At 74.2% G+C, this 23,328-nt stretch carries 19 protein-coding genes; 4 read left to right on the top strand and 15 right to left on the bottom strand.

Annotation, left to right across the window (positions count from 1 at the left end):
• Positions 1-21: 21 nt before the first annotated feature.
• From AMK13_RS39770 to rimP, 10 genes are all read right to left on the bottom strand, one after another.
• Positions 22-966, bottom strand: a complete 945-nt coding sequence (locus AMK13_RS39770; protein WP_074006407.1) for a bifunctional riboflavin kinase/FAD synthetase — start codon at positions 964-966, stop codon at positions 22-24.
• A 65-nt stretch (positions 967-1,031) separates the two neighbouring features.
• Positions 1,032-4,679 carry a hypothetical protein gene (locus AMK13_RS39765; RefSeq protein ID WP_074006406.1) on the bottom strand — a complete coding sequence of 1,216 codons (3,648 nt, stop codon included), beginning with the start codon at positions 4,677-4,679 and terminating at the stop codon, positions 1,032-1,034.
• A gap of 190 nt (positions 4,680-4,869) precedes the next feature.
• Complete coding sequence (gene truB, locus AMK13_RS39760) at positions 4,870-5,799, bottom strand: tRNA pseudouridine(55) synthase TruB (RefSeq protein ID WP_074006405.1); 930 nt, start codon at positions 5,797-5,799, stop codon at positions 4,870-4,872.
• A gap of 35 nt (positions 5,800-5,834) precedes the next feature.
• A complete protein-coding gene (locus AMK13_RS39755; RefSeq protein WP_079272940.1) occupies positions 5,835-6,938 on the bottom strand; it encodes a DHH family phosphoesterase in 1,104 nt (367 codons plus the stop codon).
• Positions 6,939-6,940: 2 nt separating this feature from the next.
• On the bottom strand, positions 6,941-7,381 hold the full coding sequence (rbfA, locus tag AMK13_RS39750) for a 30S ribosome-binding factor RbfA (protein WP_049658664.1): 441 nt from the start codon (positions 7,379-7,381) through the stop codon (positions 6,941-6,943).
• A 153-nt stretch (positions 7,382-7,534) separates the two neighbouring features.
• Positions 7,535-7,831 carry a DUF503 domain-containing protein gene (locus AMK13_RS39745; protein WP_030289887.1) on the bottom strand — a complete coding sequence of 99 codons (297 nt, stop codon included), beginning with the start codon at positions 7,829-7,831 and terminating at the stop codon, positions 7,535-7,537.
• 148 nt (positions 7,832-7,979) lie between these two features.
• Positions 7,980-11,123 carry a translation initiation factor IF-2 gene (gene infB, locus AMK13_RS39740; protein WP_074006404.1) on the bottom strand — a complete coding sequence of 1,048 codons (3,144 nt, stop codon included), beginning with the start codon at positions 11,121-11,123 and terminating at the stop codon, positions 7,980-7,982.
• A 229-nt stretch (positions 11,124-11,352) separates the two neighbouring features.
• Entirely contained in the window at positions 11,353-11,646 is a 294-nt protein-coding gene (locus tag AMK13_RS39735; protein WP_074006403.1) for a YlxR family protein, read from the bottom strand.
• Between the two features lie 76 nt (positions 11,647-11,722).
• Positions 11,723-12,724 carry a transcription termination factor NusA gene (gene nusA, locus AMK13_RS39730; RefSeq protein ID WP_049659751.1) on the bottom strand — a complete coding sequence of 334 codons (1,002 nt, stop codon included), beginning with the start codon at positions 12,722-12,724 and terminating at the stop codon, positions 11,723-11,725.
• Between the two features lie 55 nt (positions 12,725-12,779).
• Complete coding sequence (gene rimP / locus AMK13_RS39725; RefSeq protein ID WP_074006402.1) at positions 12,780-13,316, bottom strand: ribosome maturation factor RimP; 537 nt, start codon at positions 13,314-13,316, stop codon at positions 12,780-12,782.
• A 284-nt stretch (positions 13,317-13,600) separates the two neighbouring features.
• Here rimP and AMK13_RS46250 point away from each other — a divergent pair, with 284 nt between their 5' ends.
• Both AMK13_RS46250 and AMK13_RS39715 read left to right on the top strand, forming a co-directional pair.
• Entirely contained in the window at positions 13,601-14,545 is a 945-nt protein-coding gene (locus AMK13_RS46250; RefSeq protein WP_274538716.1) for a ferritin-like domain-containing protein, read from the top strand.
• Between the two features lie 367 nt (positions 14,546-14,912).
• Positions 14,913-15,830, top strand: a complete 918-nt coding sequence (locus AMK13_RS39715) for an aminoglycoside phosphotransferase family protein (protein ID WP_074006401.1) — start codon at positions 14,913-14,915, stop codon at positions 15,828-15,830.
• A gap of 38 nt (positions 15,831-15,868) precedes the next feature.
• Here AMK13_RS39715 and AMK13_RS39710 read toward each other — a convergent pair whose 3' ends face one another.
• The 5 genes from AMK13_RS39710 to dxr all read right to left on the bottom strand — a co-directional run bounded on the left by AMK13_RS39710 (position 15,869) and on the right by dxr (position 21,499).
• The gene (locus AMK13_RS39710) at positions 15,869-16,417 is read right to left on the bottom strand and encodes a GNAT family N-acetyltransferase (protein ID WP_049651295.1); all 549 of its coding nucleotides are present in this window, start codon (positions 16,415-16,417) and stop codon (positions 15,869-15,871) included.
• Positions 16,418-16,495: 78 nt separating this feature from the next.
• A complete protein-coding gene (locus tag AMK13_RS39705) occupies positions 16,496-17,371 on the bottom strand; it encodes a GNAT family N-acetyltransferase (protein ID WP_049651309.1) in 876 nt (291 codons plus the stop codon).
• A 208-nt stretch (positions 17,372-17,579) separates the two neighbouring features.
• A complete protein-coding gene (gene ispG, locus AMK13_RS39700; RefSeq protein ID WP_049651296.1) occupies positions 17,580-18,740 on the bottom strand; it encodes a flavodoxin-dependent (E)-4-hydroxy-3-methylbut-2-enyl-diphosphate synthase in 1,161 nt (386 codons plus the stop codon).
• A 143-nt stretch (positions 18,741-18,883) separates the two neighbouring features.
• Positions 18,884-20,188, bottom strand: coding sequence for a M50 family metallopeptidase (locus AMK13_RS39695; RefSeq protein ID WP_049651297.1), 1,305 nt, complete (start codon positions 20,186-20,188; stop codon positions 18,884-18,886).
• A 69-nt stretch (positions 20,189-20,257) separates the two neighbouring features.
• Complete coding sequence (gene dxr / locus AMK13_RS39690) at positions 20,258-21,499, bottom strand: 1-deoxy-D-xylulose-5-phosphate reductoisomerase (RefSeq protein ID WP_049651298.1); 1,242 nt, start codon at positions 21,497-21,499, stop codon at positions 20,258-20,260.
• Positions 21,500-21,567: 68 nt separating this feature from the next.
• Here dxr and AMK13_RS39685 point away from each other — a divergent pair, with 68 nt between their 5' ends.
• Positions 21,568-22,236 (top strand): NAD(P)H-binding protein, encoded by a 669-nt coding sequence (locus tag AMK13_RS39685; RefSeq protein ID WP_074006400.1) that lies wholly within the window; start codon positions 21,568-21,570, stop codon positions 22,234-22,236.
• A 237-nt stretch (positions 22,237-22,473) separates the two neighbouring features.
• The gene (locus AMK13_RS39680; RefSeq protein WP_074006399.1) at positions 22,474-23,322 is read left to right on the top strand and encodes an IS5 family transposase; all 849 of its coding nucleotides are present in this window, start codon (positions 22,474-22,476) and stop codon (positions 23,320-23,322) included.
• Positions 23,323-23,328 lie beyond the last annotated feature (6 nt).

Below are 23,328 nucleotides of genomic sequence, written 5' to 3'. Positions count from 1 at the left end.
ACGGCGCCAAGACGCCGTCGCTCAGATGCCGTCGGTCAGCTCGCGGGCCCGCTTGACGTCGTCGGCCATCCGGTCCAGCAGCGCGTCGATGGAGTCGAACTTCTCCATCCCGCGCAGGTAGGCCAGGAAGTCCACGGCCACGTGCAGCCCGTACAGGTCCAGGCCGACCCGGTCGATGGCGTAGGCCTCGACGGTGCGGGTGGTGCCGTCGAAGGTCGGGTTGGTGCCGACCGAGATCGCCGCCGGCATCCGCTCGCCGTCGGCGGTCAGCCAGCCCGCGTACACGCCGTCCGCCGGGATCGCGCTGTGCGGCACGGTGTCGACGTTGGCGGTCGGGTAGCCCAGGTCGCGGCCGCGCTGCGCGCCGCGCACCACCACGCCCTCCACCCGGTGCGGACGGCCCAGCACCTCGTTGGCGCCGGCCATGTCCCCGGTCTCCACCAGCCGGCGGGTCAGGCTGGAGGAGAACGGCTCGCCGTCCCCGGCCGTGCCGCACACCTGGAGGTCGACCACCTCGACCTCGAAGTCGTCCGCCCGGCCCAGCTCGCCGAGCAGCTCGACGTTCCCGGCCGCCCGGTGCCCGAAGCGGAAGTTGGGGCCCTCGATGACGACCCGCGCGTGCAGCGCGTCCACCAGTACCTGCCGGACGAAGGTCTCCGGGGACTCCTGGGAGAACTCCGTGGTGAACGGCAGCACCAGCACCGCGTCCACGCCCAGCTCCGCGATCAGCTCGGCACGGCGCGGGTGCGGCGCGAGCAGCGGCGGGTGGCTGCCCGGGCGGATGACCTCGCGCGGGTGCGGGTCGAAGGTCACCACGACCGCCGGGACGCCCAGTTCGCGGGCCCGCTCGACCGCCCGCCCGATGATCAGCTGATGTCCTCGGTGCACCCCGTCGAACGAGCCGATGGTGACGACGCTGCGTCCCCAGTCCCCGGGGATCTCCTCCAGGCCACGCCAGCGCTGCACCTGACCGCTCCTTGTTCCGTACGGCGCGTACCCTCTGTACGCTCAAACGCTCAAAACCCGAACCCCTATAGCGTGCCATGCGCCTGCCCCGGCTCAGGCACCGGAATACGGGTTGAGCCCGCCGAGGGCCCCGCGGCCCGCCCGGAGACGGCCCGCTCGGCCTCCGCGGCGGCGTACTGCGGGTCCCGTCCGGCCGCCGCCAGGGCCCGCATCCGGGCCAGCCGGGGGCCGTCCGGGGCGGTCGGCGCGGCCCCGGACGGCCACCGGGCGAGCAGCCGGGCGAAGGCCGCCGACCGCCCGGCACAGCGCACCAGCAGCTCGTCCGCGCCCGGCAGCCCGGTGCCGGCCCGGGCCAGCACCGCCCGGGCCCGGGCCGGGTTCTCGGCCGCGCAGTGCTCGGCGAGCCGCTCCACGGCGACGGTCAGCACCGCCGGGTCGGTCTCGGCGGCGAGCAGGGTGTCCAGCAGCTCGCAGCGCAGCGCGTCCGCCGCCGGGTCGGCCACCGGGACGGACAGCACCTCGGCGAACGGCCGCCGGACGGCCGCGCTGCGGGCCGCCAGCGCGGCGCCGATCAGCACCCGCAGCTCCAGCCGGTCGGCCGGGCCGGCGGCGGCGCACGCCAGCCGGCGGCCGAGGTAGTCGACGGCGACCGGGCCGGCCAGCCCCGGGTTCCCGCGCAGCAGCCCGGCGGCCAGCTCGGCGCCCCGCCGCACGGCCGCCGGGGCGGTGGCGTCGGCGAGCACCCGCAGCGTCTCGGCGGGGGCCGCGCCGGGGGCGGCCGAGCACTCGGCGAAGGCCACCAGGACGGGTTCCGGGTCGCTCTCCAGGGCCGGGGCGAGCGCCCGCGGGGTGAGGAAGGCGTCGCCGCCGGCCCGCAGCAGGGCGAGCGCGGCCGGCAGGTGCTCGGCCCGGGTCGCCGGATCGCCGACCAGCAGCGCCAGCGCGGCCCCGTGCAGACCGGGCTCGTCCTCGCGGGCGAGCAGGGTCAGCGCGGTGTACCGCAGCAGCTCGACCCCGGCTCCGGAGGCGTACGGGGCGGTCCGCAGCGCGTGCACGGCCGCCGCGACGTGCCGTTCGGGCCGCCGGTCGTGGCTCCAGCGGTCCACCGCGCGGCAGAGCGCGGACGGCTCCTCGGCGGCGAGCACGGTGAGCAGCGCGTCCGCCCGCGGGTGCGCGGCGGCGGCCAGCGCGTCGGCCAACTCGTCCAGGGCGAGCCGCCGGTGGGCGTACAGCAGGTCGTGGGCGAGGTCGGCGACGGTGCGCCCCGGGCGGCCCGGCAGGCCGCGCGGGTCCTCGAACCAGGCGCAGAGCAGCGGGAACACCCCGACCGGGTCGGCGCGCAGCCGCTGGGCCACCACGGCGAGGAAGCGCTGACCGGGGCCGTCGGCGGCCACCAGGCTGCGCAGCAGGGCGAGTTCGGCCTCGACGGGCAGGCCGAGGCCGGTCCAGAAGGCCGGCCCGAAACGGCCGAGCCCGGCCGCCGGGAGCGCCACCGCGCCCGTCCCGCCCGCCCGTTCGGCGATCCGGGCCGCCATCTGGTCGAGCAGCGCCCGGTGTTCGGCCGGGTCCGGGCCGGCGGCCAGGCCCTCGGCGAGCAACCGGGCCGCCCACCAGGCGGGTTCGCTGCCCGGCGGGCGCAGGTCCAGGGCGCGCCAGATCCGGTGCAGCCACGGGTCCAGGGCGCCGGCGCCCCAGGTCTCGGCCACCCGGCGCAGTGCGGCGGCGACCGGGCCGATCCGGTGCCGGGGGACGGCGTCCGCCCCGGCGGCCGTCTCCGCCGTCTCCGCCGCCGGGTGGCCGCCGGGCTCCGCCGGCTCGTCGGCGGGCCACGGCGGGGTGTCCTCGGCCTCGCCGAGCAGCAGCCGCAGCGCCGCGTCCAGGTCCAGGTGCCGGCCCTGCAGCCAGTCCGCGAACTCCCCGTGCGCGAAGCGGAACCCGGGCCCGGCCGGGACGAACAGGCCCTCGGCGAGCACCGCCGTGGCCCAGCCGCCCTCGACCGGGAACAGCTCCTCGAAGGCGGCCCGGTCCAGCCCGCCGCCCGACCGGCCGCCGAGCATCCGCCGGGCCGCCTCGTGCACCCGCCCGGCCACCGCCGCCGCGAGCCGGCGCACCCGCCGGTGCCGCGGCCCGGCCGGCCGCACCGCGCCCCGGCGGTGGGCGCCCGGGCGGCGCGGCCGGCCGTCCTCGGCCAGCCGCTGGGCCACCCGCAGGCAGCGCAGGTCCAGGAAGGCGTCGAACAGCTCGCCGCGGCGCACCGGCCCGTCGCGCAGCCCCTGGGCCCACAGCTCCCCGGCCAGCCGGACGGCCAGCGGGTGCCCGCCGTCCCCGGCGGCGGCCGGGTGGCCCGGCGGCAGCCCGTACCGGCGGCGCACCCGCTCGGCCGCCTCGGGGGGCAGCGGGCCGAGCCGCTGCCCGGCCAGGCTCGGCCCGTCCGGGCCGCGGCCGTCCATCCGTACGGTGGGGGCGCTGCCCAGGTCGCCGTCCGGGTGCGGTTCGGCGGTACGGCGGGGGCCGGGCGTGCCGCTCCCCCAGGTCTCGGCCGCGAGCCGCTCCCAGAGCTCCTCGCCGCAGGCGGTGACCAGCCGGGCGCCGCAGCCGGTCAGCCACTGGCCGGCGCCGCGCAGCCAGCGCGCGTCCACCGCCAGCGGGGCCTCCTCAGGGCCGTCCAGGACCACCAGCAGGGGCCGGCCCGCCGCCGCGCACAGCGCCGCCACCGGCTCCGGCGCAGGCGCCGGGGTGCCGAGTCCGGCCGCGGCGGCGGCCAGCGCCCGCTCCAGCGGCTCGGCGAGCGAGCGGTCCCCGGCCCGCAGGTCGGCGCCGCGCAGCCAGAGGGTGGGCAGCGGGTGGGCGCCGCCGTGCCGGCGGGCGGCCAGCGCGGCCAGTTCGGTGGTGCGTCCGCTGCCGGGGGCGCCGACCAGCGCGGTGACGGTCGCGGCCGGCTCGTCCCCGGCGAGGCCGTCCGGCCGGTCCACCCGGTCGGCGGCCAGGTCGGCCACCCGGGCCGGCCCGGCACCGGCGGCCGTCACCTGGGCGGCGGTCAGCCGCAGCACCCCGGCCAGGTTGAGCGCCGGGCCGTAGCCGGGCACCGCCGCCGCGTTGCTCGCCAGCAGCCCGGCCAGCACCCCGGCGGCCGCCGTCCCGTCCGCGGGGCCCGCCCCCACCGCCACGGCCGGCAGCGCCCCGCCGTGCCGGGGGTCGCGCAGGGCGGGCGCGGCCAGCGCGACCACCGCCCCGCTGCGGGCGTCCAGCACCGGCGAGCCGGCCGGCACCGCGACCCCGCCGACCACCGGCACGTCCAGCAGCAGCACCCCGCCCAGCCGGTGCCCGCCGTACGCCGCGCCGGTGACCCCGAGCAGCCCGCAGCGCAGCGCGACCACCCGGCCGTCCTCCCCCGCCAGCGCGGGCAGCAGCACCTCGTGCCCGGCCGCGACGGCGGCCAGCGGCAGCGGCGGCACCGGCAGCCCGCCGACCGCCTCGGTGCGCAGCAGGGCGAGCCCGTGCCCGGGCAGCGGCAGCACGGCGTCCGGGCCGAGCACCCTGGTCTGCCCGCCGGGGGTGTGCAGGACGACCCGGTCCAGTCCGGCCACGCTCTCGTGTGCCGTCAGCACGCCCCCCTGCGGGTCGGCGACGAACCCTAAGCCGTGCAGCCGCCCGTTGAGGTCGCGGATCCGCAGCAGGTACCGCCCCGGATCGCCCTCCAGAAACCCCGGCATCCCATGCCCCCTCGACCGTCGCTCGCCCGCCGCCCGGAGCCTGCCCGCGCGGGAGGCGGTCCGACCGCGCCCGCGCCGCTCACCACGGGCGTTCACTCCGCGCGCTCCCTCGTGCGGGTGAAAGGGGGTCCGGGAACGGGGAAGCCCCCGTCGGGACGATTCCCGACGGGGGCTCCGAACAGCGGGGGCGTCAGCCGACGAAGACCGCGACCGGCTTCGCCTGCCCGCCCTTCTCCTCGACCAGCGCGAGGAAGCGCCCGTCCGGCCCGAACACCGCGATCGGCCCGTCCACGCCCATCCCGGGCGCCTTCAGCCGGGCGCCGTGCGACAGCTTCTCCGCCGAGGCCTCGTCCAGGTCCCAGCGCGGGAAGGCGGCCGCCGCGGCCTCGCCGATCGGCAGCACCTCGAGACCCTTGGCGGACTCGCCGGTGACGTCGGCCTCCAGCTGCTCCAGGGTGCGCGCCGACTCCACCCCGTACGGCCCGACCCTGGTACGCCGCAGCGCGGTCAGGTGCCCGCCGACGCCCAGCCCGGCGCCCAGGTCCCGGGCCAGCGCCCGGATGTAGGTGCCGGAGGAGCACTCGACGGTGACGTCCAGGTCGATCACCGGCGTGCCGTCCTCGGCGACCGCCGCGCGCTGCCCGTGCACGGTGAAGGAGTGGATCGTGGTCGGCCGGGCCGCGAGCTCGAACTCCTCGCCCTCGCGCACCCGCGCGTACGAGCGCTTGCCGTCGATCTTGATCGCGCTGACCTTGGACGGCACCTGCATGATCTCGCCGGTGAGCGCCGCGATCCCGGCGTCGATCGCCTCCCGGGTGACGGCGTCGGCCGGGGCCGAGGCGGTGACCTCGCCCTCGCGGTCGTCGGTGACGGTGGTCTGGCCGAGCCGGATGGTCGCCTCGTAGGTCTTGGCGGTGAGCATCAGGTGGCCGAGCAGCCGGGTGGCCCGCTCGACGCCGATCACCAGGACGCCGGTGGCCATCGGGTCCAGGGTGCCGGCGTGCCCGACCTTCCGGGTCCCGGCCAGCCACCGCAGCTTGGCGACGACCCCGTGCGACGTGATGCCCTCAGGCTTGTCGACGATCACCAGGCCGTCCGGGCCGGTGCCTTTGCGCTTCATCGGGTTCTTTCTCTCAACAACAACAGCAGAGATGATCAACGTACCGGTCGCAGGGCGCCCCGGAACCGCTCGACCACCGCGGCCACGTCCTGCCGGACGCTGAATCCGGCCGCGAAGACGTGCCCCCCGCCGCCCAGTTCGGCACAGGCCGCGGCGACGTCCACCGCGCCCTTGGAACGCGAGGAGCCGCGCAGCGTGCCGTCCGGGTCCTGCTTGAGCACCAGCGCCACCTCGGCCTCGGCCGGGCGGCGCAGGATGTCGATCAGCCCCTCGATCTCCTCGACCGTGACGCTGAACAGCGCGAGGTCCTGGTACGGCACCCAGGTCCACACCAGGCCCAGCCCGTCCGCCGCCTCCGGCTCGTAGACGGCCCGGTCGAGCGCGCCCGCGAGCACCTTGAGGTAGCCGAAGGAGGAGGTGTCCCACAGCTGCCGGGCGATCAGGTCGTGCCGGATGCCGGTGGCCAGCAGCCGGGCGGCCAGCTCGTGGGTGGCGGGCGTGGTGGCCCGGTACTTGAACGAACCGGTGTCGGTGGCGACACCGGTGTAGAGGCAGGTGGCCAGCTCCTGGTCCAGCTCCACGCCGAGCCGGCGCAGCAGTTCGTCGACCAGCACGGCGGTGGCCGGCGCGGTCGGGTCGATCAGCTGGTGGGTGCCGAAGCCCGGGTTGGAGGCGTGGTGGTCGAGCACCACCAGGACGGGCGCGGCGAAGGCCTTGGCGTGCAGCAGGCCGAGCCTGCTCTCCGCGGCCACGTCGAAGCAGAGCACCAGTTCCGGCACGTCCGGCACCTCGACGGCCGGCACGATCAGCTCCTGGCCGGGCAGGAAGGCCAGCGACTCGGGCACGACCTGCGGGTCGTCGCCGAAGGAGACCCGCACCTGCTTGCCGAGCGCCCGCAGCGCCAGCGCCGCCGCCAGCGAGGAGCCCAGCGCGTCGCCGTCCGGGCAGATGTGGCAGATCAGGTCGATCGAACGGGCCCGCCCGATCTCCGCCACCACCTGCTGCCAGAGCAGCTCGAACCCGCTCTCCTCGGCCCGCGGGCCCGGAAGCGCCACGAGGGCACCCTCCACCGTGCTGGTGGAGGACGCCCCCGTGGTCGATCCGGCTCGCGAGGCGGCCTGCGCCGGCTCACCCGCCATGACTACTCGTCCTCGTCGTCACGCTCGGCCGCCGGAACCCGGTACGGGTCCGCCTCGCCGGCGTAGCTCGCCCCCGCGGCCCGGGTGCGCACGGCGGCGTCCGAGTTGCGGGCCCGGTCGAGCAGGTCGTCGATGTTCCGGGCGTTGTCCGGCAGCGCGTCCGCGACGAAGGTCAGCGTCGGGGTGAAGCGCACCCCGATCTTGCCGACCTCGGAGCGGATCACGCCCTTGGCGCTCTCCAGCGCGGCCGCGGTGGCCTCGCGCTCGGTCTCGTCACCGAAGACGGTGTAGAAGACGGTGGCCTCGCGCAGGTCCCCGGTCACCCGGGTGTCGGTGATGGTCACGAACCCCAGTCGGGGGTCCTTGATCCGCCGCTCCAGGGTCTGGGCGACGACCACCTGGATGCGGTCGGCGAGCTTGCGCGCCCTAGCGGTGTCGGTCACGTTGCCTCCTCGTGCAATGGGCCCGGTACCCGGGAGAACTGCGCACCCGTCGGGGCCCACGCCCCAAAGTACCGGCCCGCGCCCGGCCTTGCGGGCGCTCTCGGTCCTGATCCGTGTGAGAACGGCGACTTCCGTCGGCCGGCTCCACGGTCCTCATTCGTCGTCGTCGTTGTGGTACCGCCGCCTCGCGGAGAGGAGCTGTACCTCGGGGCGGCCGGCGACCAACCGCTCACAGCTGTCCAGGACCTCGGTGACGTACCCGGCTTCGCCGGAGACCACCGCGAGGCCGATCTCGGCCCGGCGGTGCAGGTCCTGGTTCCCGGTCTCGGCAGCGCACACGCTGTACTTGCGCTGCAGTTCGGCCACGATGGGCCGCACGATCGAACGCTTCTCCTTGAGCGAGTGGACGTCGCCCAGCAGCAGGTCGAAGGTGAGTGTTCCCACGAACATGTATGACAGGTCTCGCCGACCTGGAAGGCCTCGGGGAGCAGCCCGGAAACGGGCTGGCGCCACTGTGTGACTACCCCGGACCCTACACAGCGAGACCGGGGCCGGTCGACGGAAATACCACCCGTCGACCGGCCCCGGCTGACACCGACTAGGCGCGCGGCTTCTCGCGCATCTCGTAGGTCTCGATGATGTCCTCGACCTTGATGTCGTTGAACGACCCCAGGGTGACACCGGCCTCGAAGCCCTCGCGGACCTCGGTCGCGTCGTCCTTGAAGCGGCGCAGACCCTCGATGGTGAGGCTCTCCGCCACGACCTTGCCGTCGCGGATGAGGCGGGCCTTGGCGTTGCGGCGGATGATGCCGTCGCGGACCAGGACACCGGCGATGTTGCCGAACTTGGAGGAGCGGAAGACCTCGCGGATCTCCGCGGCGCCGAGGCGCACCTCCTCGTACTCCGGCTTGAGCATGCCCTTGAGGGCGTTCTCGATCTCCTCGATCGCCTGGTAGATGACCGAGTAGTACCGGACGTCCACGCCTTCCTTGTCGGCCGCGGCGCGCGCACGGCCTTCGGCGCGCACGTTGAAGCCGATGATGATGGCGTCCGAGCCCATCGCCAGGTCCACGTCGGACTCGGTGATGGCACCCACACCGCGGTGCAGGACCCGGAGCTCGACCTCCTCGCCCACGTCCAGCTTGACGAGGGCGTCCTCGAGGGCCTCGACCGAACCGGAGACGTCACCCTTGATGATGAGGTTGAGCTGCTCGATGGAGCCGGCGGCGATGGCCTTGTCCAGGTCCTCCAGGGACACCCGGACCCGACGCTGCGCGAAGGCGGCGTTGCGGTCGCGGGCCGAGCGCTTCTCGGCGATCTGACGGGCGGTGCGGTCCTCGTCGACGACGATGAAGCTGTCGCCGGCGCGGGGCACCGAGGTCAGACCGAGCAGCAGCACCGGACGGGACGGGCCCGCCTCGGCGAGGTTGTTGCCGTTCTCGTCCAGCATGGCGCGGACGCGGCCGTAGGCGTCGCCCACGACGATCGAGTCACCGACGCGGAGGGTACCGCGCTGGACCAGGACGGTCGCCATGGCGCCGCGGCCCTTGTCCAGGTGGGCTTCGATCGCAATACCCTGCGCGTCCTGCTCGGGGTTGGCCCGCAGGTCCAGCGAGGCGTCCGCGGTCAGGACCACGGCCTCCAGCAGCTGGTCGATGTTCAGGCCCTGGCGCGCGGAGATGTCGACGAACATCGTGTCGCCGCCGTACTCCTCGGCCACCAGACCGAACTCGGTCAGCTGACCGCGGACCTTGGTCGGGTCGGCGCCCTCGACGTCGATCTTGTTGACGGCGACCACGATCGGCACACCCGCGGCCTTGGCGTGGTTCAGCGCCTCGACCGTCTGCGGCATGACACCGTCGTTGGCCGCGACCACCAGGATCGCGATGTCGGTGGACTTGGCACCACGGGCACGCATGGCGGAGAACGCCTCGTGACCCGGGGTGTCGAGGAAGGTGATCGGGCGCTCTTCGCCGTTCACCATCGTCGCCACCTGGTAGGCACCGATGTGCTGGGTGATGCCACCGGCCTCGCCGGCCACCACGTTGGACTTGCGGATCGCGTCCAGCAGGCGGGTCTTACCGTGGTCGACGTGACCCATGACGGTGACGACCGGCGGGCGCGGGGCCAGCTGGTCCTCGTCGCCCTCGTTGGCACCGAAGTCGATGTCGAACGACTCCAGCAGCTCGCGGTCCTCGTCGTCCCGGCTGACGATCTCCAGCTGGAAGCCCATCTCGCCGGCCAGCAGCTCGAGGGTCGCGTCGGAGACCGACTGGGTCGCGGTGACCATCTCACCGAGGTTGAACATGACGGAGACGAGCGCGGCCGGGTTGGCGTTGATCTTCTCCGCGAAGTCCATCAGCGAGGCGCCGCTCGACAGGCGAACGGTCTGGCCGTTGCCGCGAGGCAGCATCACACCGCCGACGGACGGGGCCTGCATGGCCTCGTACTCCTGGCGCTTCGCCCGCTTCGACTTGCGACCGCGAGCCGGGCGACCGCCCGGGCCACGACCGAAGGCACCCTGCGTGCCACCACGGGCACCCGGGCCACCGGGGCGACCGCCGAAGCCGCCGGGACGGGGGCCGAAACCGCCGCCACCACCGGGGGCGCCGCCACCCGGACGCGGACCGCCGAAGCCGCCGCCACCGGCCGGACGCGAGCCCGGACCGGCCGGACGACCCTGGAAGCCGGGACGGGCACCGCCGGCGCCGCCCGGACCACCCGGACGGCCGCCGGGGCCACCCGGACCACGGCCACCGGGGCCCGGACGCGGGCCGGCCGGACGCTGCGGCATCATGCCCGGGTTCGGGCGCGGCATGCCGGACGGGGACGGCGCGCCGGGGCGCGGACCGGCCGGACGCGGCATGCCGTCGGGACGCGGGGCGCCACCCGGACGGGGGGCACCGGCACCCGGGGCACCGGCGGGACGCGGACGGTCGCCACCGGGACGCGGCGCACCGGCACCCGGAGCGCCGGCGGGACGCGGACGGTCGCCACCGGGACGCGGCGCACCGGCACCCGGGGCACCGGCGGGACGCGGACGGTCGCCGCCCGGACGCGGACGGTCGCCACCCTGGGCACCACCCGGACGCGGAGCACCGCCCTGACCACCCTGACGGCGGTCGCCGGGGCGGCCCATGCCGGTGGCGCTACCCGAGGTGAACGGGTTGTTGCCCGGACGCGGACCGGCCGGACGCGGGCCCGGACGGGCACCGCCGGAGGCCTGGCCGCCACTCGGGCGCGGGGCCTGGGCGGCGGGACGCGGGGCCTCGGCCGGAGCCGGCGAGGAGAACTCGGCCGCGGGCGCGGCCGGAGCCGCCGGAGCGGCGGGACGCGCGGCCGGGCGCGGGCCCGGAGTCGGCGCGCCCGGCTTCGGGGCACCCGCTCCGGCCGCGGGGGCCGCAGGGGCGGCAGCCGGCGCGGAAGGCGCGGCGGCAGCCGGGGTCGGACGGGGACCAGGGGTCGCGCTGGGGCGCGGACCCGGGGTCGGAGCGCCCGGCTTCGGGGCACCCGAGCCGGCCGCGGGGGAGGGCGCCGCGGGCTTCCGCGGGCCCGGCTTGGCAGCGGAACCACCACCGGTGGGGGCCACACCAAGCGCGTCAGTCAACTTGCGTACGACCGGCGCCTCGATCGTCGAGGACGCCGAACGGACGAACTCGCCGAGCTCGGTGAGCTTGGCCATGACGGCCTTGCTCTCCAAGCCAAGCTCCTTGGCGAGTTCATAAACCCGGACCTTAGCCACTTCACTCCTGTCTATGAGTCCGGGGGTCTCGTCCGCCGGACTGTCGCTACTTCATGGGCGTACCCATCGCGTACTCATCGCGTACTCATCGAGAGCTCATCGCAATCTCGACCTACTTCCACATCGCGAGGTACCTGACTGGTGGCACGGCGCGCGGCTGCCCGAGCGCTGTGCTTGTTGCGGTGGTTCTCCGCCGCGCGAGCGGCGAGTGTCGCGGGAGGCCGCCCGGCTAGGGGGCTCCGCCCACCAGCTCCCCGATGAACCCGCGGAGCCGCTCGGTGTCGAGCGCGCCCTGGAGCCGGAAGGCCCGGGGGAACGCCCGACGGCGGACCGCGAGGTCGAGGCAGGCCGGATCGGGGTGCAGGTGAGCTCCCCGGCCCGGGAGTGCGCCGCGGGGATCAGGGACGCACTCGCCCTCGACCGCCGTGACACGCAACAGCTGGTGCTTGGCCGCTCGCTTGCGGCAGCCCACGCAGGTGCGTTCCGGGCGTGCTCGGACATGCGTCCGGCCAGACGAAGGCAAGTCTACCCCTCCGAAGCGACATGGCGCCGCCCCGCCGATCCCGGAGGACCGGCAGGGGCGCACACGACAACGATGATTACCGGGCCTGCGATTCCTCGGCGGGGACCTCGGTGTCCGGCCGGATGTCGATCCGCCACCCGGTCAGGCGCGCGGCCAGGCGGGCGTTCTGCCCCTCCTTGCCGATCGCCAGCGACAGCTGGTAGTCCGGCACGATCACCCGGGCGGAACGCTGGGCGGCGTCCACGATCTCCACGCTGGTCACCCGTGCGGGCGACAGGGCGGCGGCCACCATCTCCCGGGGGTCCTCGGACCAGTCGACGATGTCGATCTTCTCGCCGTGCAGCTCGCCCATCACGGCGCGCACCCGGGAGCCCATCGGGCCGATGCAGGCGCCCTTGGCGTTCAGGCCCTGGCGGCGCGACCAGACCGCGATCTTGGTCCGGTGGCCGGCCTCACGGGCGATCGCCGCGATCTCCACGCTGCCGTCCGCGATCTCCGGGACCTCCAGCGCGAACAGCTTCTTCACCAGGCTGGGGTGGGTGCGCGACAGCGTCACCGAGGCCCCGCGCACGCCGCGGCGCACGGCCACCACGTAGCACTTCAGGCGGGTGCCGTGCCGGTAGTCCTCGCCCGGGACCTGCTCCTGCGGCGGCAGGATGGCCTCCAGCTTGCCGATGTCGACCAGCACGTTCTTCGGGTCGTTGCCCTGCTGGACGACACCGGTGACGATGTCGCCCTCCTTGCCCGCGTACTCACCGAAGGTCTGGTCGTCCGCGGCGTCGCGCAGACGCTGCATCATCACCTGGATGCCGATGCTGGACGCGATCCGGCCGAAGCCGCTCGGGGTGTCGTCGAACTCCTTCGGCTCGACGCCCTCGTCCAGCTCCGCCGGGTCCTCCATCGCCCACACGGTGACGTGGCCGCTCTTGCGGTCCAGGTTCACCCGGGCCCGCCGGCGCGAGCCCTCGGTGCGGTGGTACGCGGTGAGGAGGGCGGACTCGATGGACTCGACCAGCAGGTCGAAGGGGATGTTCTTCTCGTTGACCAGCGTGCGCAGGGCACTCATGTCGATGTCCACGGCTACGCCTCCTCGTCTTTCGTCACGTTCGTCATGGTCGTACGGCACCGGGGGTTCACTCGGCGCCGTCCTCCCCCTCGTCGAAGTCCGCGGCCTCGTCCAGGAGCTCGTCGTCCTTGCGGTTGAACTCGACCTGGACGCGCGCCCGGGCCACCTCCGCGTACGCCAGACGGCGCTCCTTCGGACGGCCGCGTCCCTTCACCGGCTGCACCTCGACCAGTGCGCCGTCCTCGTCGGCCTCCAGCACCCGGGCGACGATCTCCCCGCCGTCCTCCAGGTGGATCTTGGCCAGCCGACCCTCGGCGCGCTGCCAGTGCCGGGGCAGGACCAGCGGACGCTCCGCACCCGGCGAGCCGACCTCCAGCAGGTACGCGTCGTCCCCCATCAGGTCCGACTCGTCCAGGGCCTCACCGACCACCCGGCTGAACTCGGCGATGGCGTCCATGTCCACGCCGCCGTCGGTGTCGACGTCGATCTGCACCTGCCGACGGCTGCCCGCCCGGGTGACCCTGACGTCCTCCAGATCCAGTCCGGCCTGCTCGGCCAGCGGCTCCAGCAACGCTCGCAGCCGGTCGGTGTGGGTGGTGCTCATCCGGGTGGACTCCTCGGCCGCGTCTGCTGTTGTCAGAAGGTCGCCCCGCGCCCCCGGTGTGCCACACCGGGTCACGGCAGCTCGGCCCAAAGCCTATCCGGTCAAGCCCCCAACCACCGATTCCGGACCTCCGCCGACCACGCCCACGCCACCCACTGCGAGCAAGCTCACACCCGGCACGGCATCCCCGAACCGCACCCGGGAACGTGGGGATTCTGTAATCATTCACGCCAACGAGGGCAGGCGGGGAGGCCGTCCTCCCGTACCCGCCCGGAGTGATCCCGATGCAGCCGCCCAGCCGACGGACCTTCCTGGCCCTCGGACTGCTCACCACCCTCACCGCCTGCACCGCCGACCCCCACGGCGCCCACCCGGCCAGCCCCACCCCACCCCGCGACCTCGACACCCCGGCCCGCCTGCGCGCGATCGCCGACACCGACCTCCTGCTCGGCGCCTACGACAGCCTGCTCACCGCCCCGGGCGCCCAGACCGCCCTGCTCCAACCGCTGCGCGACGACACCGCCCGGCACCGCGCCGCCCTCGCCCAGGGCCTGCCGAGCGCGAGCCCCTCCCCCACCGGCACCCCGTCCCGCGCCCTCCCCACCCTCCCCGAGCTGGCCCTCATGGAGCACCGGACCGCCGAGTCCCACCTCCAGGGCCTCGACGAGGTCAGCCCGCCCCTCGCCCGCCTGCTCGCCTCCGTCTCCGCCGGCAACGCCCTGCACGCCGCGGCCCTCGGCGACCAGACCCCCGTCAAAACCCCCGACGGCACCACCACCGCCGGCAGCACCACCACCGAACGCGCCGCCGACGCCAACGCCGCCGTCCCCGCCCTCCAAGCCGCCCTCAGCGCCGAACACGCCGCCGTCTATGGCTACGGCGTGGTCGGCGCCCACCTCCCCGACGACCCCCAGCGCACCGCCGCCCGCACCACCCACGCCGCCCACCAGGCCCAACGCGACGCCTGGCAACGCCTCCTCACCTCCGTCACCGCCGCCCCCACCCCCGCCGCCGCCGGCTACCAGCTCCCCTTCCCCGTCACCTCCCCCACCGACGCCGCCAAACTCGCCGTCCACCTGGAAACCCGCCTGACCACCACCTACGCCGACCTGCTCCTCACCCTCCCCACCCCCTACCGCCCCTTCGCCGCCACCGCCCTCCGCGAAGCCACCCTCCGCGCCCACACCTGGGGCGCCCCCACCCCCGCCCTCCCGGGCATCCCCACCTGACACCCCCTTCTGGCACCCCCCTCTGACACCCCCCTCAGCGGGCGCGCCGGGCGAAAGCCCGCGCGCCCGCAACACCCCCCCCCCCCCCAGCCCCCACCTCCCGCACCAAGGCCCCCTCCCCCACCCCCACCCACCCGCCCCTCCCCTCTAGCGAGAGGGACGCGCTGCGGGAGGGGGTGGCGCAGGGGGTGGCCGCGGAGAGGGGCGTGACGGGTGATTTTCAGACTGCCAACGATCTGAACGCCCCACCTCCAGGGTCGGCAGTCTGAAAATCATCCAGCCCCCGGAGCGACCACCCCCGGAGCCACCCCCCCCCCCCCCCCCCCCCGAGAGCCCACCCCCCACCCCAAACCCCCACAATGGACCCATGTCGGGAGCCGAACCCACCATCACCGTCCCCACCTGGCTGACGCACAGCGTCACCGCCACCCAAGGCGAAGCCGCCCACCCCTGGCTCGCCACCCTCCCCGCCAGGACCGCCGCCCACCTGGCCGCCTGGAACCTCACCCTGGAACGGGTCCTCGACCCCGGCGGCAGCCTCAGCCTCGTCGCGTACGTCCACCGCGACGACCTCTCCCCCGCCGTCCTCAAGGTCGGATTCCCCACCCCCGAGACCATCCACGAGCACACCGCCCTGGCCCACTGGGCCGGCCGCGGAGCCGTCCTCCTGCTCGACTCCGCCCCCGCCGAGGGCGTCCTGCTGCTCGAACGCCTCCACGGCGGGATCCCGCTGCGCTCGCTCGCCGAGCCCAAGGCCATGCTGGAGGCCACCAGCCTGCTGCACCGCCTCTGGACGGAGCTCCCCGAGGGCCACCCGTTCCCCGCGCTCTCCCAGCGGGTCGACGCCGCCGCCCGTCTCGCGGAACTCCCCCACCCCGTCGCCGCCGAGGCGCGGCAGCTGATCGCCGAGGCCCTGGACACCGCCCGGGACCTGGCCGGCTCCGCCGAGGAGTCCTTCCTCCTGCACGGCGACTTCCACCACGGCAACGTCCTGGCCGCCGACCGCGCCCCCTGGCTGGCCGTCGACCCGCGCCCGCTGGCCGGCGAACGCGCCTACGACCTGGCCCGGCTGGCGCTGGACCGCGCCGACACCCTGTTCGGTTCCCCCGGCGCCCCCGCCGCCGTCCGCCGCCGCCTGGGCCGGCTCTCCGAAGCCCTCGAGGTCGACCAGGACCGCCTCCGCGGCTGGACCCTCTTCCGCGCCGTCGACCTCGCGCTCCGCGCCCTCACCGCGGACCGCCGCGAGGACGCCGAGCTCTACCTCGAGTTCGCCGACACCCTCTGACCCGCGGGGCCCGCCAACTCCCCCCGCCTCGACGGCAGTTACCCCCCGGCCCCCCGCAGGGGCAACGGCGCCCCCATCACCGCGTACAGCCGGTCCGTCGCCGGGAAGCGCACCGCCCGCGCCAGGTCCCGGTACCCCAGCGCCCGGTAGAGCCGCCGCGCCGGCGTCTCCGCGTCGATCGCCGAGAGGATGCTCCGCTCCAGCCCCGACCCCTCGCACAGCGTCCGGATGATCCGCGAGCCGACCCCCTGCCCCTGGAACTCCGGCAGCACGTGCAGTTCGGTGACGGCGAAGACCCCGTCCAGCCAGTCCCCGTACCCGCGGGCGGCCAGGTAGGGCTCGATCACCGTGCTCCACCAGTGCTCCCGCTGGTTGGGCATCCCGTACCCGAACCCGACCAGCCGCCCCCCGCTCATCGCCCCGAGCGCGATCACCCCCGGCTGCTGGGCGTGCCGCCCCACGATGTGCAGCCGTACCGCGACCTCCTCGGGCGTCAGCCCGAACGCCACCGCCTGGACCTCCAGCGCCTGCGGCGCCCAGTCCGCGAGGTCGATGGCCCCGATCGTCACCCCGGTCAGCTGATCCATGCTCCGGACGTTACTACCAGCGGCCCCGCGGCGCGGCCGAAGATCCCAACAGCGCCCCGCGCGGCCCGAACGGGCCGCTCAGAACAGCACGCTCATGAACGCCCCGACCTCCTGGAACCCCACCCGCCGGTACGCGGCCCGGGCCCGCAGGTTGAAGTCGTTGACGTACAGCGACACCACCGGCGCCACCTCCCGCAACGCGACCTCCAGGACCGCCGCCATCCCCGTCTCGGAGAGCCCCCGCCCCCGGTGCTCCGGAGCGACCCAGACCCCCTGGATCTGGCAGGCCCCCTCCGTCACCGCCCCGATCTCCGCCTTGAAGACGACCTGCCCGTCCTCGCCGAACCGCGCGAACGACCGTCCGGTGGACACGAGTTCGGCCACCCGGGCCTGGTAGAGGAGCCCTCCGTCCCCGGCGAGCGGCGACACTCCCACCTCCTCGGTGAACATCGCCACGCAGGCCGGCATCAGGGTCTCGACCTCGTTGCGCCGCACCCTCCGCACCAGCGGATCCGGCGCGATCTCCGCCGACGGCACCGAGGTCGCCATCAGCGGCTGGTGCGCCCGTACGTCCCGGGGCGGGCCCCAACTGCGCTCCAGCAGTGCCCAGAAGGCCGCCGTGGCCGCCGCCGGCCCGACGATCGAGGAGCAGCGCCGCCCCTGGCGGCGGGCCCGTTCCGCGAACGCCGCGACCGCTTCCGGCCCGGCGTCGACCAGGACCAGGTTCGCCCCGGCGTAGCAGAGCGCGCCCAGCACGCCGTCCCCGTCGTACCAGCCCCACATCTCCCCGCCGAGCCGCCACGGGTCCAGCCCGACGGCCTCGACCCTGGTCGCGACGAAGGCGTTGGCCACCGGGTCGCGGTGGAGGATCTCCAGGGCCTCCGGCAGGTCCGGCGGCTCCAGCACGCGGGTGGTGGCCAGGGCCCGGGCGGCCTGGAAGGAGCTCGGGAGCATCACACCGCGATCGAGCATCGGGACAGCACCTCACTGAGACGACTCTGGCCGCACCCTACTCCGTGGCCCCACCCGGCTACGGCCGCGGGGCCGTCCGCGAACGGACGGCCCCGCTTCCGGAAAACACCGCGCGGACGCTCCCGCACGGTCAGGACAACCTACGGCTGTCGGAAACACGCTGCGCGGGGGCCGCTCCCCCCGCGGCCCCTCACTCCCCGGCGACCACGGTCGGCGCCCCCGCCTCGACACCCGCCGCCTGCATCTGCTCGGCGAGCTTGAGGGCCTCCTCGATCAGGGTCTCGACGATCTTCGACTCCGGAACGGTCTTGATGACCTCGCCCTTGACGAAGATCTGGCCCTTGCCGTTGCCGGAGGCGACCCCGAGGTCGGCCTCCCGGGCCTCGCCCGGGCCGTTCACGACGCAGCCCATGACGGCCACCCGCAGCGGCACCTCCATGCCCTCCAGCCCGGCGGTGACCTCCTCCGCGAGCTTGTAGACGTCCACCTGGGCGCGCCCGCAGGACGGGCAGGAGACGATCTCCAGGCCGCGCTCGCGCAGCCCGAGCGACTCCAGGATCTGGTTGCCGACCTTGATCTCCTCGGCCGGCGGGGCGGAGAGCGAGACCCGGATGGTGTCGCCGATGCCCTCGGCCAGCAGCGCGCCGAAGGCGACCGCCGACTTGATGGTGCCCTGGAAGGCCGGCCCGGCCTCGGTCACGCCGAGGTGCAGCGGGTAGTCGCACGCGGCGGCGAGCTGGCGGTAGGCGTTGATCATCACGACCGGGTCGTTGTGCTTGACCGAGATCTTGATGTCGCGGAAGTCGTGCTCCTCGAACAGCGAGCACTCCCACAGCGCCGACTCGACCAGCGCCTCCGGGGTGGCCCGGCCGTACTTCTCCAGCAGGCGCTTGTCCAGCGAGCCGGCGTTGACGCCGATCCGGATCGGCACGCCCGCGTCCTTGGCGGCCTTGGCGATCTCGCCGACCTTGTCGTCGAACTGCTTGATGTTGCCCGGGTTCACGCGCACCGCGGCGCAGCCGGCGTCGATCGCGGCGAAGACGTACTTCGGCTGGAAGTGGATGTCCGCGATGACCGGGATCTGCGACTTCTTGGCGATGATCGGCAGCGCGTCGGCGTCGTCCTGCGTGGGGACGGCGACCCGGACGATCTGGCAGCCGGACGCGGTGAGCTGGGCGATCTGCTGCAGCGTGGCGTTGATGTCGGAGGTGACCGTGGTGGTCATCGACTGCACCGAGACCGGGGCGTCGCCGCCGACCGGCACGTTGCCGACCATGATCTGCCGGGAGTAGCGGCGCTTGGCCAGCGGCTTGAGCGGCAGGGACGGAATACCGAGCGAGATCGCGGTCATGTGCGCAGGGTTCCCCGGGGTTGAGGTGTGGTCGACCGCCCGGCCGTGACACGGCCGAGGCCGGGCGCGCTGACGATCGCGCACCCGGCCTCCACGGTACGGCACCGCAACGGCGCCCAGCACACCCGTGGTACCCGAACGCCCTAACTGATCTTCACCGGGTTCACCAGGTCGGCGACCATCACCAGGAGCGTGAAGCCGATGAAGATGCTGGCCACCACGTACGCCACCGGCATCAGCCTGGCGACGTCGAACGGGCCCGGGTCGGGCCGCCTGAACAGCTGTGCGAAGCGGCGCCGGACCGCCTCCCAGGCCGCGCCGGCGATGTGCCCGCCGTCCAGCGGGAGCAGCGGCAGCATGTTGAAGAGGAAGAGCGACAGGTTGATGCCGGCCAGCAGGTTCACGAAGAACGCGATCCGCTGGGTGGCGGGCAGGTCGAGCGAGAAGACCTCACCGCTGACCCGGGCCGCGCCGACCATGCCGACCGGGGAGTCCGGGTCGCGCGGGGCGTCGCCGACGACGGCGTTCCACAGCCCGGGGATCTTGCCCGGCAGGGCGGCCAGCGACTTCACCCCGTTCTCGGCCATGTCGTACATCCGGTCCACCGACTGCCCGAAGCCGAGCTGGACGGTTTCGCTCTTCGGGGTGAACCCGAGGAACCCGGCCTGCACGGTCTGGCCCTTCAGCGGCACGCCCTTGCCGTCGTACTTCTGCACGTCGTTGACGGCGATGGTGGGCGTGAAGGTGAGCCGCTCGCCACCGCGCTCCACGACGATCGCCACCTGCTTGCCGGCCGACTTCCGGATGTCCGCCTGGAGCTGGTCGTAGTCGCGGATCCGGTCGCCGTCGAAGGAGAGCACCTTGTCGCCCTGGCGCAGCCCCACCTCGTTGGCCGGGGTCTTGGGCGCGTCGGCGGGGCAGGTGTCGGTGGGCTGACCGGCCTTGACCACGCACTGGGCGACCGAGCCGATGGTCGGCACCGTCATCGAGACGCCGAAGCCCATCATGACGGTCAGGAAGAGCCCGAACGCCAGGACCAGGTTCATGAACGGCCCGGCGAACATCACGATCATGCGCTTCCACGGCTTGCGGGTGTAGAAGAGCCGGCTCTCGTCACCCTCCTGGAGCTCCTCGTAGGAGGCCTCGCGGGCGTCCTCGATCATGGTGCGCCAGGGCGAACTGCTGCGCTTGGTGATCCGGCCGTCCTCGCCCGGCGGGAACATCCCGATCATCCGGATGTACCCGCCGAACGGGATCGCCTTGATGCCGTACTCGGTCTCGCCCTTCCGGCGCGACCAGAGGGTCGGGCCGAAGCCGACCATGTACTGGGGCACCCGGATGCCGAACAGCTTGGCCGTGGAGAGGTGGCCGAGTTCGTGCCAGGCGATCGAGACGAGCAGCCCGATGACGAAGACCAGGATGCCGACCACCGTCAAAACCGTTGCCACCGCTGGTCCTCCGTCATGCCGCTCCGCTCATCGTCTCGTCCTACCGCAATCGGGGTCGTCGGTCGACCGTCAGCCGGCCGCCAGCTCGCGGGCCCGGGCGCGCGCCCAGTCCTCCGCGTGCAGGACGTCCTCGACCGTCAGGGAAGTTCCCGCCGCCGGAGCGCCGTCCCGCTGACCGTGCTCGGCCACGACCTTGGCAACAGTGTCCACGATTCCGGTGAAAGCGAGGCGGCCCTTCAGGAACGCCTCCACACACTCCTCGTTGGCCGCGTTGAACACCGCCGGGTTGGTACCGCCCAGGGTGCCCACCTCACGGGCCAGCTCGACCGCCGGGAAGGCCTCGTCGTCCAGCGGGAAGAACTCCCAGGTGGCGGCCCTGGTCCAGTCGCAGGCGGGGGCCGCGTCCGGCACCCGGTCCGGCCAGCCCAGGCCCAGCGCGATCGGCATCCGCATGTCCGGCGGGCTGGCCTGCGCCAGGGTCGAACCGTCGGTGAACTCCACCATCGAATGCACCACCGACTGCGGGTGGACCACGACCTCGATCCGGTCGAACGGCACGTCGTACAGCAGGTGCGCCTCGATCACCTCCAGGCCCTTGTTCACCAGGGTGGCCGAGTTGATCGTGACGACCGGGCCCATCGCCCAGGTCGGGTGCGCCAGCGCGTCCTGCGGGGTCACCCCGGCCAGCTGCTCACGGGTGCGGTTGCGGAACGGGCCGCCGCTCGCCGTGACCACCAGCTTGCGCACCTCGGCCCGGGTACCGCCGGCCAGCGCCTGGAACAGCGCCGCGTGCTCGGAGTCCACCGGCACGATCTGGCCCGGCTTCGCCACCGCCTTCACCAGCGGACCGCCGACGATCAGCGACTCCTTGTTGGCCAGCACCAGCACCCGGCCCGCCTTCAGCGCGGCCAGCGTCGGCCGCAGGCCGATCGACCCCGTGATGCCGTTCAGTACCGAGTGGCACTCCAGGGCCGCCAGCTCGGTCGCCGCGTCCGGGCCCGCCAGCACGGTCGGCAGCGCACCGCCCGCCGCCTTCGCGGCCAGCGCCTCGCGCAGCGCCGGGACGGCCGCCGGATCTGCCACCGCCACGGTGTGCACGCCCAGCCGCACCGCCTGCTCGGCCAGCAGCTCCACCCGACCGCCCGCCGCCGACAGGGCGACCACCCGGAAACGGTCCGGGTTGCGGAGCACCACGTCGATGGCCTGGGTGCCGATCGACCCGGTGGAACCCAGGATCACCAGCTCCCGGGGGCCGGAGGGGTCCGCCACGGTGGGCGTGAAACGCAGCTGCGGGTGGGCGAGCGAAGTCATGCGCCCATTGTGTCCTGTTCGCGGCACTCCCCAGGACGACTTCCGACCCTTCGGACTACCGTCGGACCATGCGTACCGTCATCGCCGGGGGCCACGGACAGATCGCGCTCCACCTGGAACGGCTGCTCGCCGCCCGCGGCGAACGCCCCGCCGGGATCATCCGCCGCCCCGAACAGGCCCAGGACCTCGTCGACGCCGGCGCCGAGCCGCTGCTGCTCGACCTGGAGGCCGCCACCGCCACCCGGCTCGCCGCACTGCTCACCGGCGCCGACGCGGTGGTCTTCGCCGCCGGCGCCGGACCGGGCAGCGGCGCCGCCCGCAAGAACACCGTCGACCGGGACGCCGCCGTGCTGCTCGCCGACGCCGCCGAACTCGCCGGGGTCCGCCGGTACCTGATGGTCTCGGCGATGGCCGCCGACGCCCAGGCTCGCTTCCCCGCCGACGAGGTCTTCGAGACCTACCTGCGGGCCAAGGGCGCCGCCGACGACGCCGTCCGGGCCCGCACCGCGCTGGACTGGACGGTGCTGCGCCCCGGACGGCTCACCGACGGCCCCGGCACCGGCCTGGTCCGGCTCGCCCCCTCCGTCGACCGCGGCGCGGTGGACCGGGCCGACGTCGCCGCCGTCCTGGCCGCCCTGCTGCGCGAACCGGGCACCGCCGGGCTGACCCTGGAGCTGGTCGCCGGGAACGCCACCGTCGAGGAAGCGGTCGCGGCGGCCGCCGGACACGACGGCTGAGCCCGCGCCGGGGCGCGAACGCGAAGAGGGCCCGGTTCGGCGAACCGGGCCCTCCCGCCTACGACGACACCGCGTCGGTCAGGGGCCTCACAGCCCCGGCGATCTCAGAGGTCTCTGAGGTCTGAGAGGGCGTTCGATAGGGGAATCCCCCCAACTGTCCGGCTTCCAATGGCGCGGCACGGACTCGGTTCCAGGATCTCGTAGCGGCCGGGCCCGCGTCAGCGGTATTGATCAATCGTGACGCAACGACGCCGGTACCCCTCGGACCTGAAGGACGACCAGTGGCAGCTCATCGAACCGATGCTGCTGCGCTGGCGGTCGGCTCGCGCCGAGGGGCGCGAGCCGACCACCGAACTGCGTGAAGTGGTCAACGCGATCCTCTACGTCGCGCGGACCGGCATCGCCTGGCGCTACCTGCCGCACGACTTCCCGCCCCACACCACGGTTTACGGCTACTTCAAGGAGTGGGAAGGCGACGGCACCGCCGAGCAGATCCACGACACGCTCCGTGACCAGCTCAGGGCGAAGAAGGGCCGACGGATCCTGCCGAGCGCGGCGATCATCGATGCCCAGTCGGTGAAGGCCTCACCGAACGCCCCGGCCGACAGCCAGGGCTACGACGGCGGGAAACGGGTCAAGGGCCGCAGGCGCCACATCGCCACCGACACCCTGGGCCTGCTCCTGGTCCTGATCGTCACCGCCGCCGGAGTCCAGGACTCCGCCGGAGGCAAACAGGTCCTGGACACCCTCGCCGTCCGGTGGCCCACCGTGACCAAGGCGTGGGTGGACGCCGGCTACAACAACGCCGTGGTCAAGCACGGCGCCGCCCTGTCCATCGACGTCAAGGTGGTCGCCCGCGACAAGGAGCAGAAGGGCTTCGTCGTCCAGCCGATCCGCTGGCGGGTCGAGCAGACCTTCGGGATCATGTCCCGGTACCGGCGGCTCCACCGCGACTACGAGGAACTGCCGGACCGGTCGCGCTCAATGATCCACTGGGCCATGGTCAACTCCATGACCACCCGCCTGACCGCCAGCCCCGACAAAGTCGGGCAATACCTCCGCCCGAAACCGCCTGCGGCGGCCTAAATCAGT

Origin of the sequence: Streptomyces sp. CB02056 (genome assembly GCF_001905545.1) — a bacterium.
Taxonomy (GTDB): domain Bacteria; phylum Actinomycetota; class Actinomycetes; order Streptomycetales; family Streptomycetaceae; genus Kitasatospora.
The sequence above is the reverse complement of the archived record's forward strand: the minus strand, read 5'-3'. Positions and strand labels throughout refer to the sequence as shown.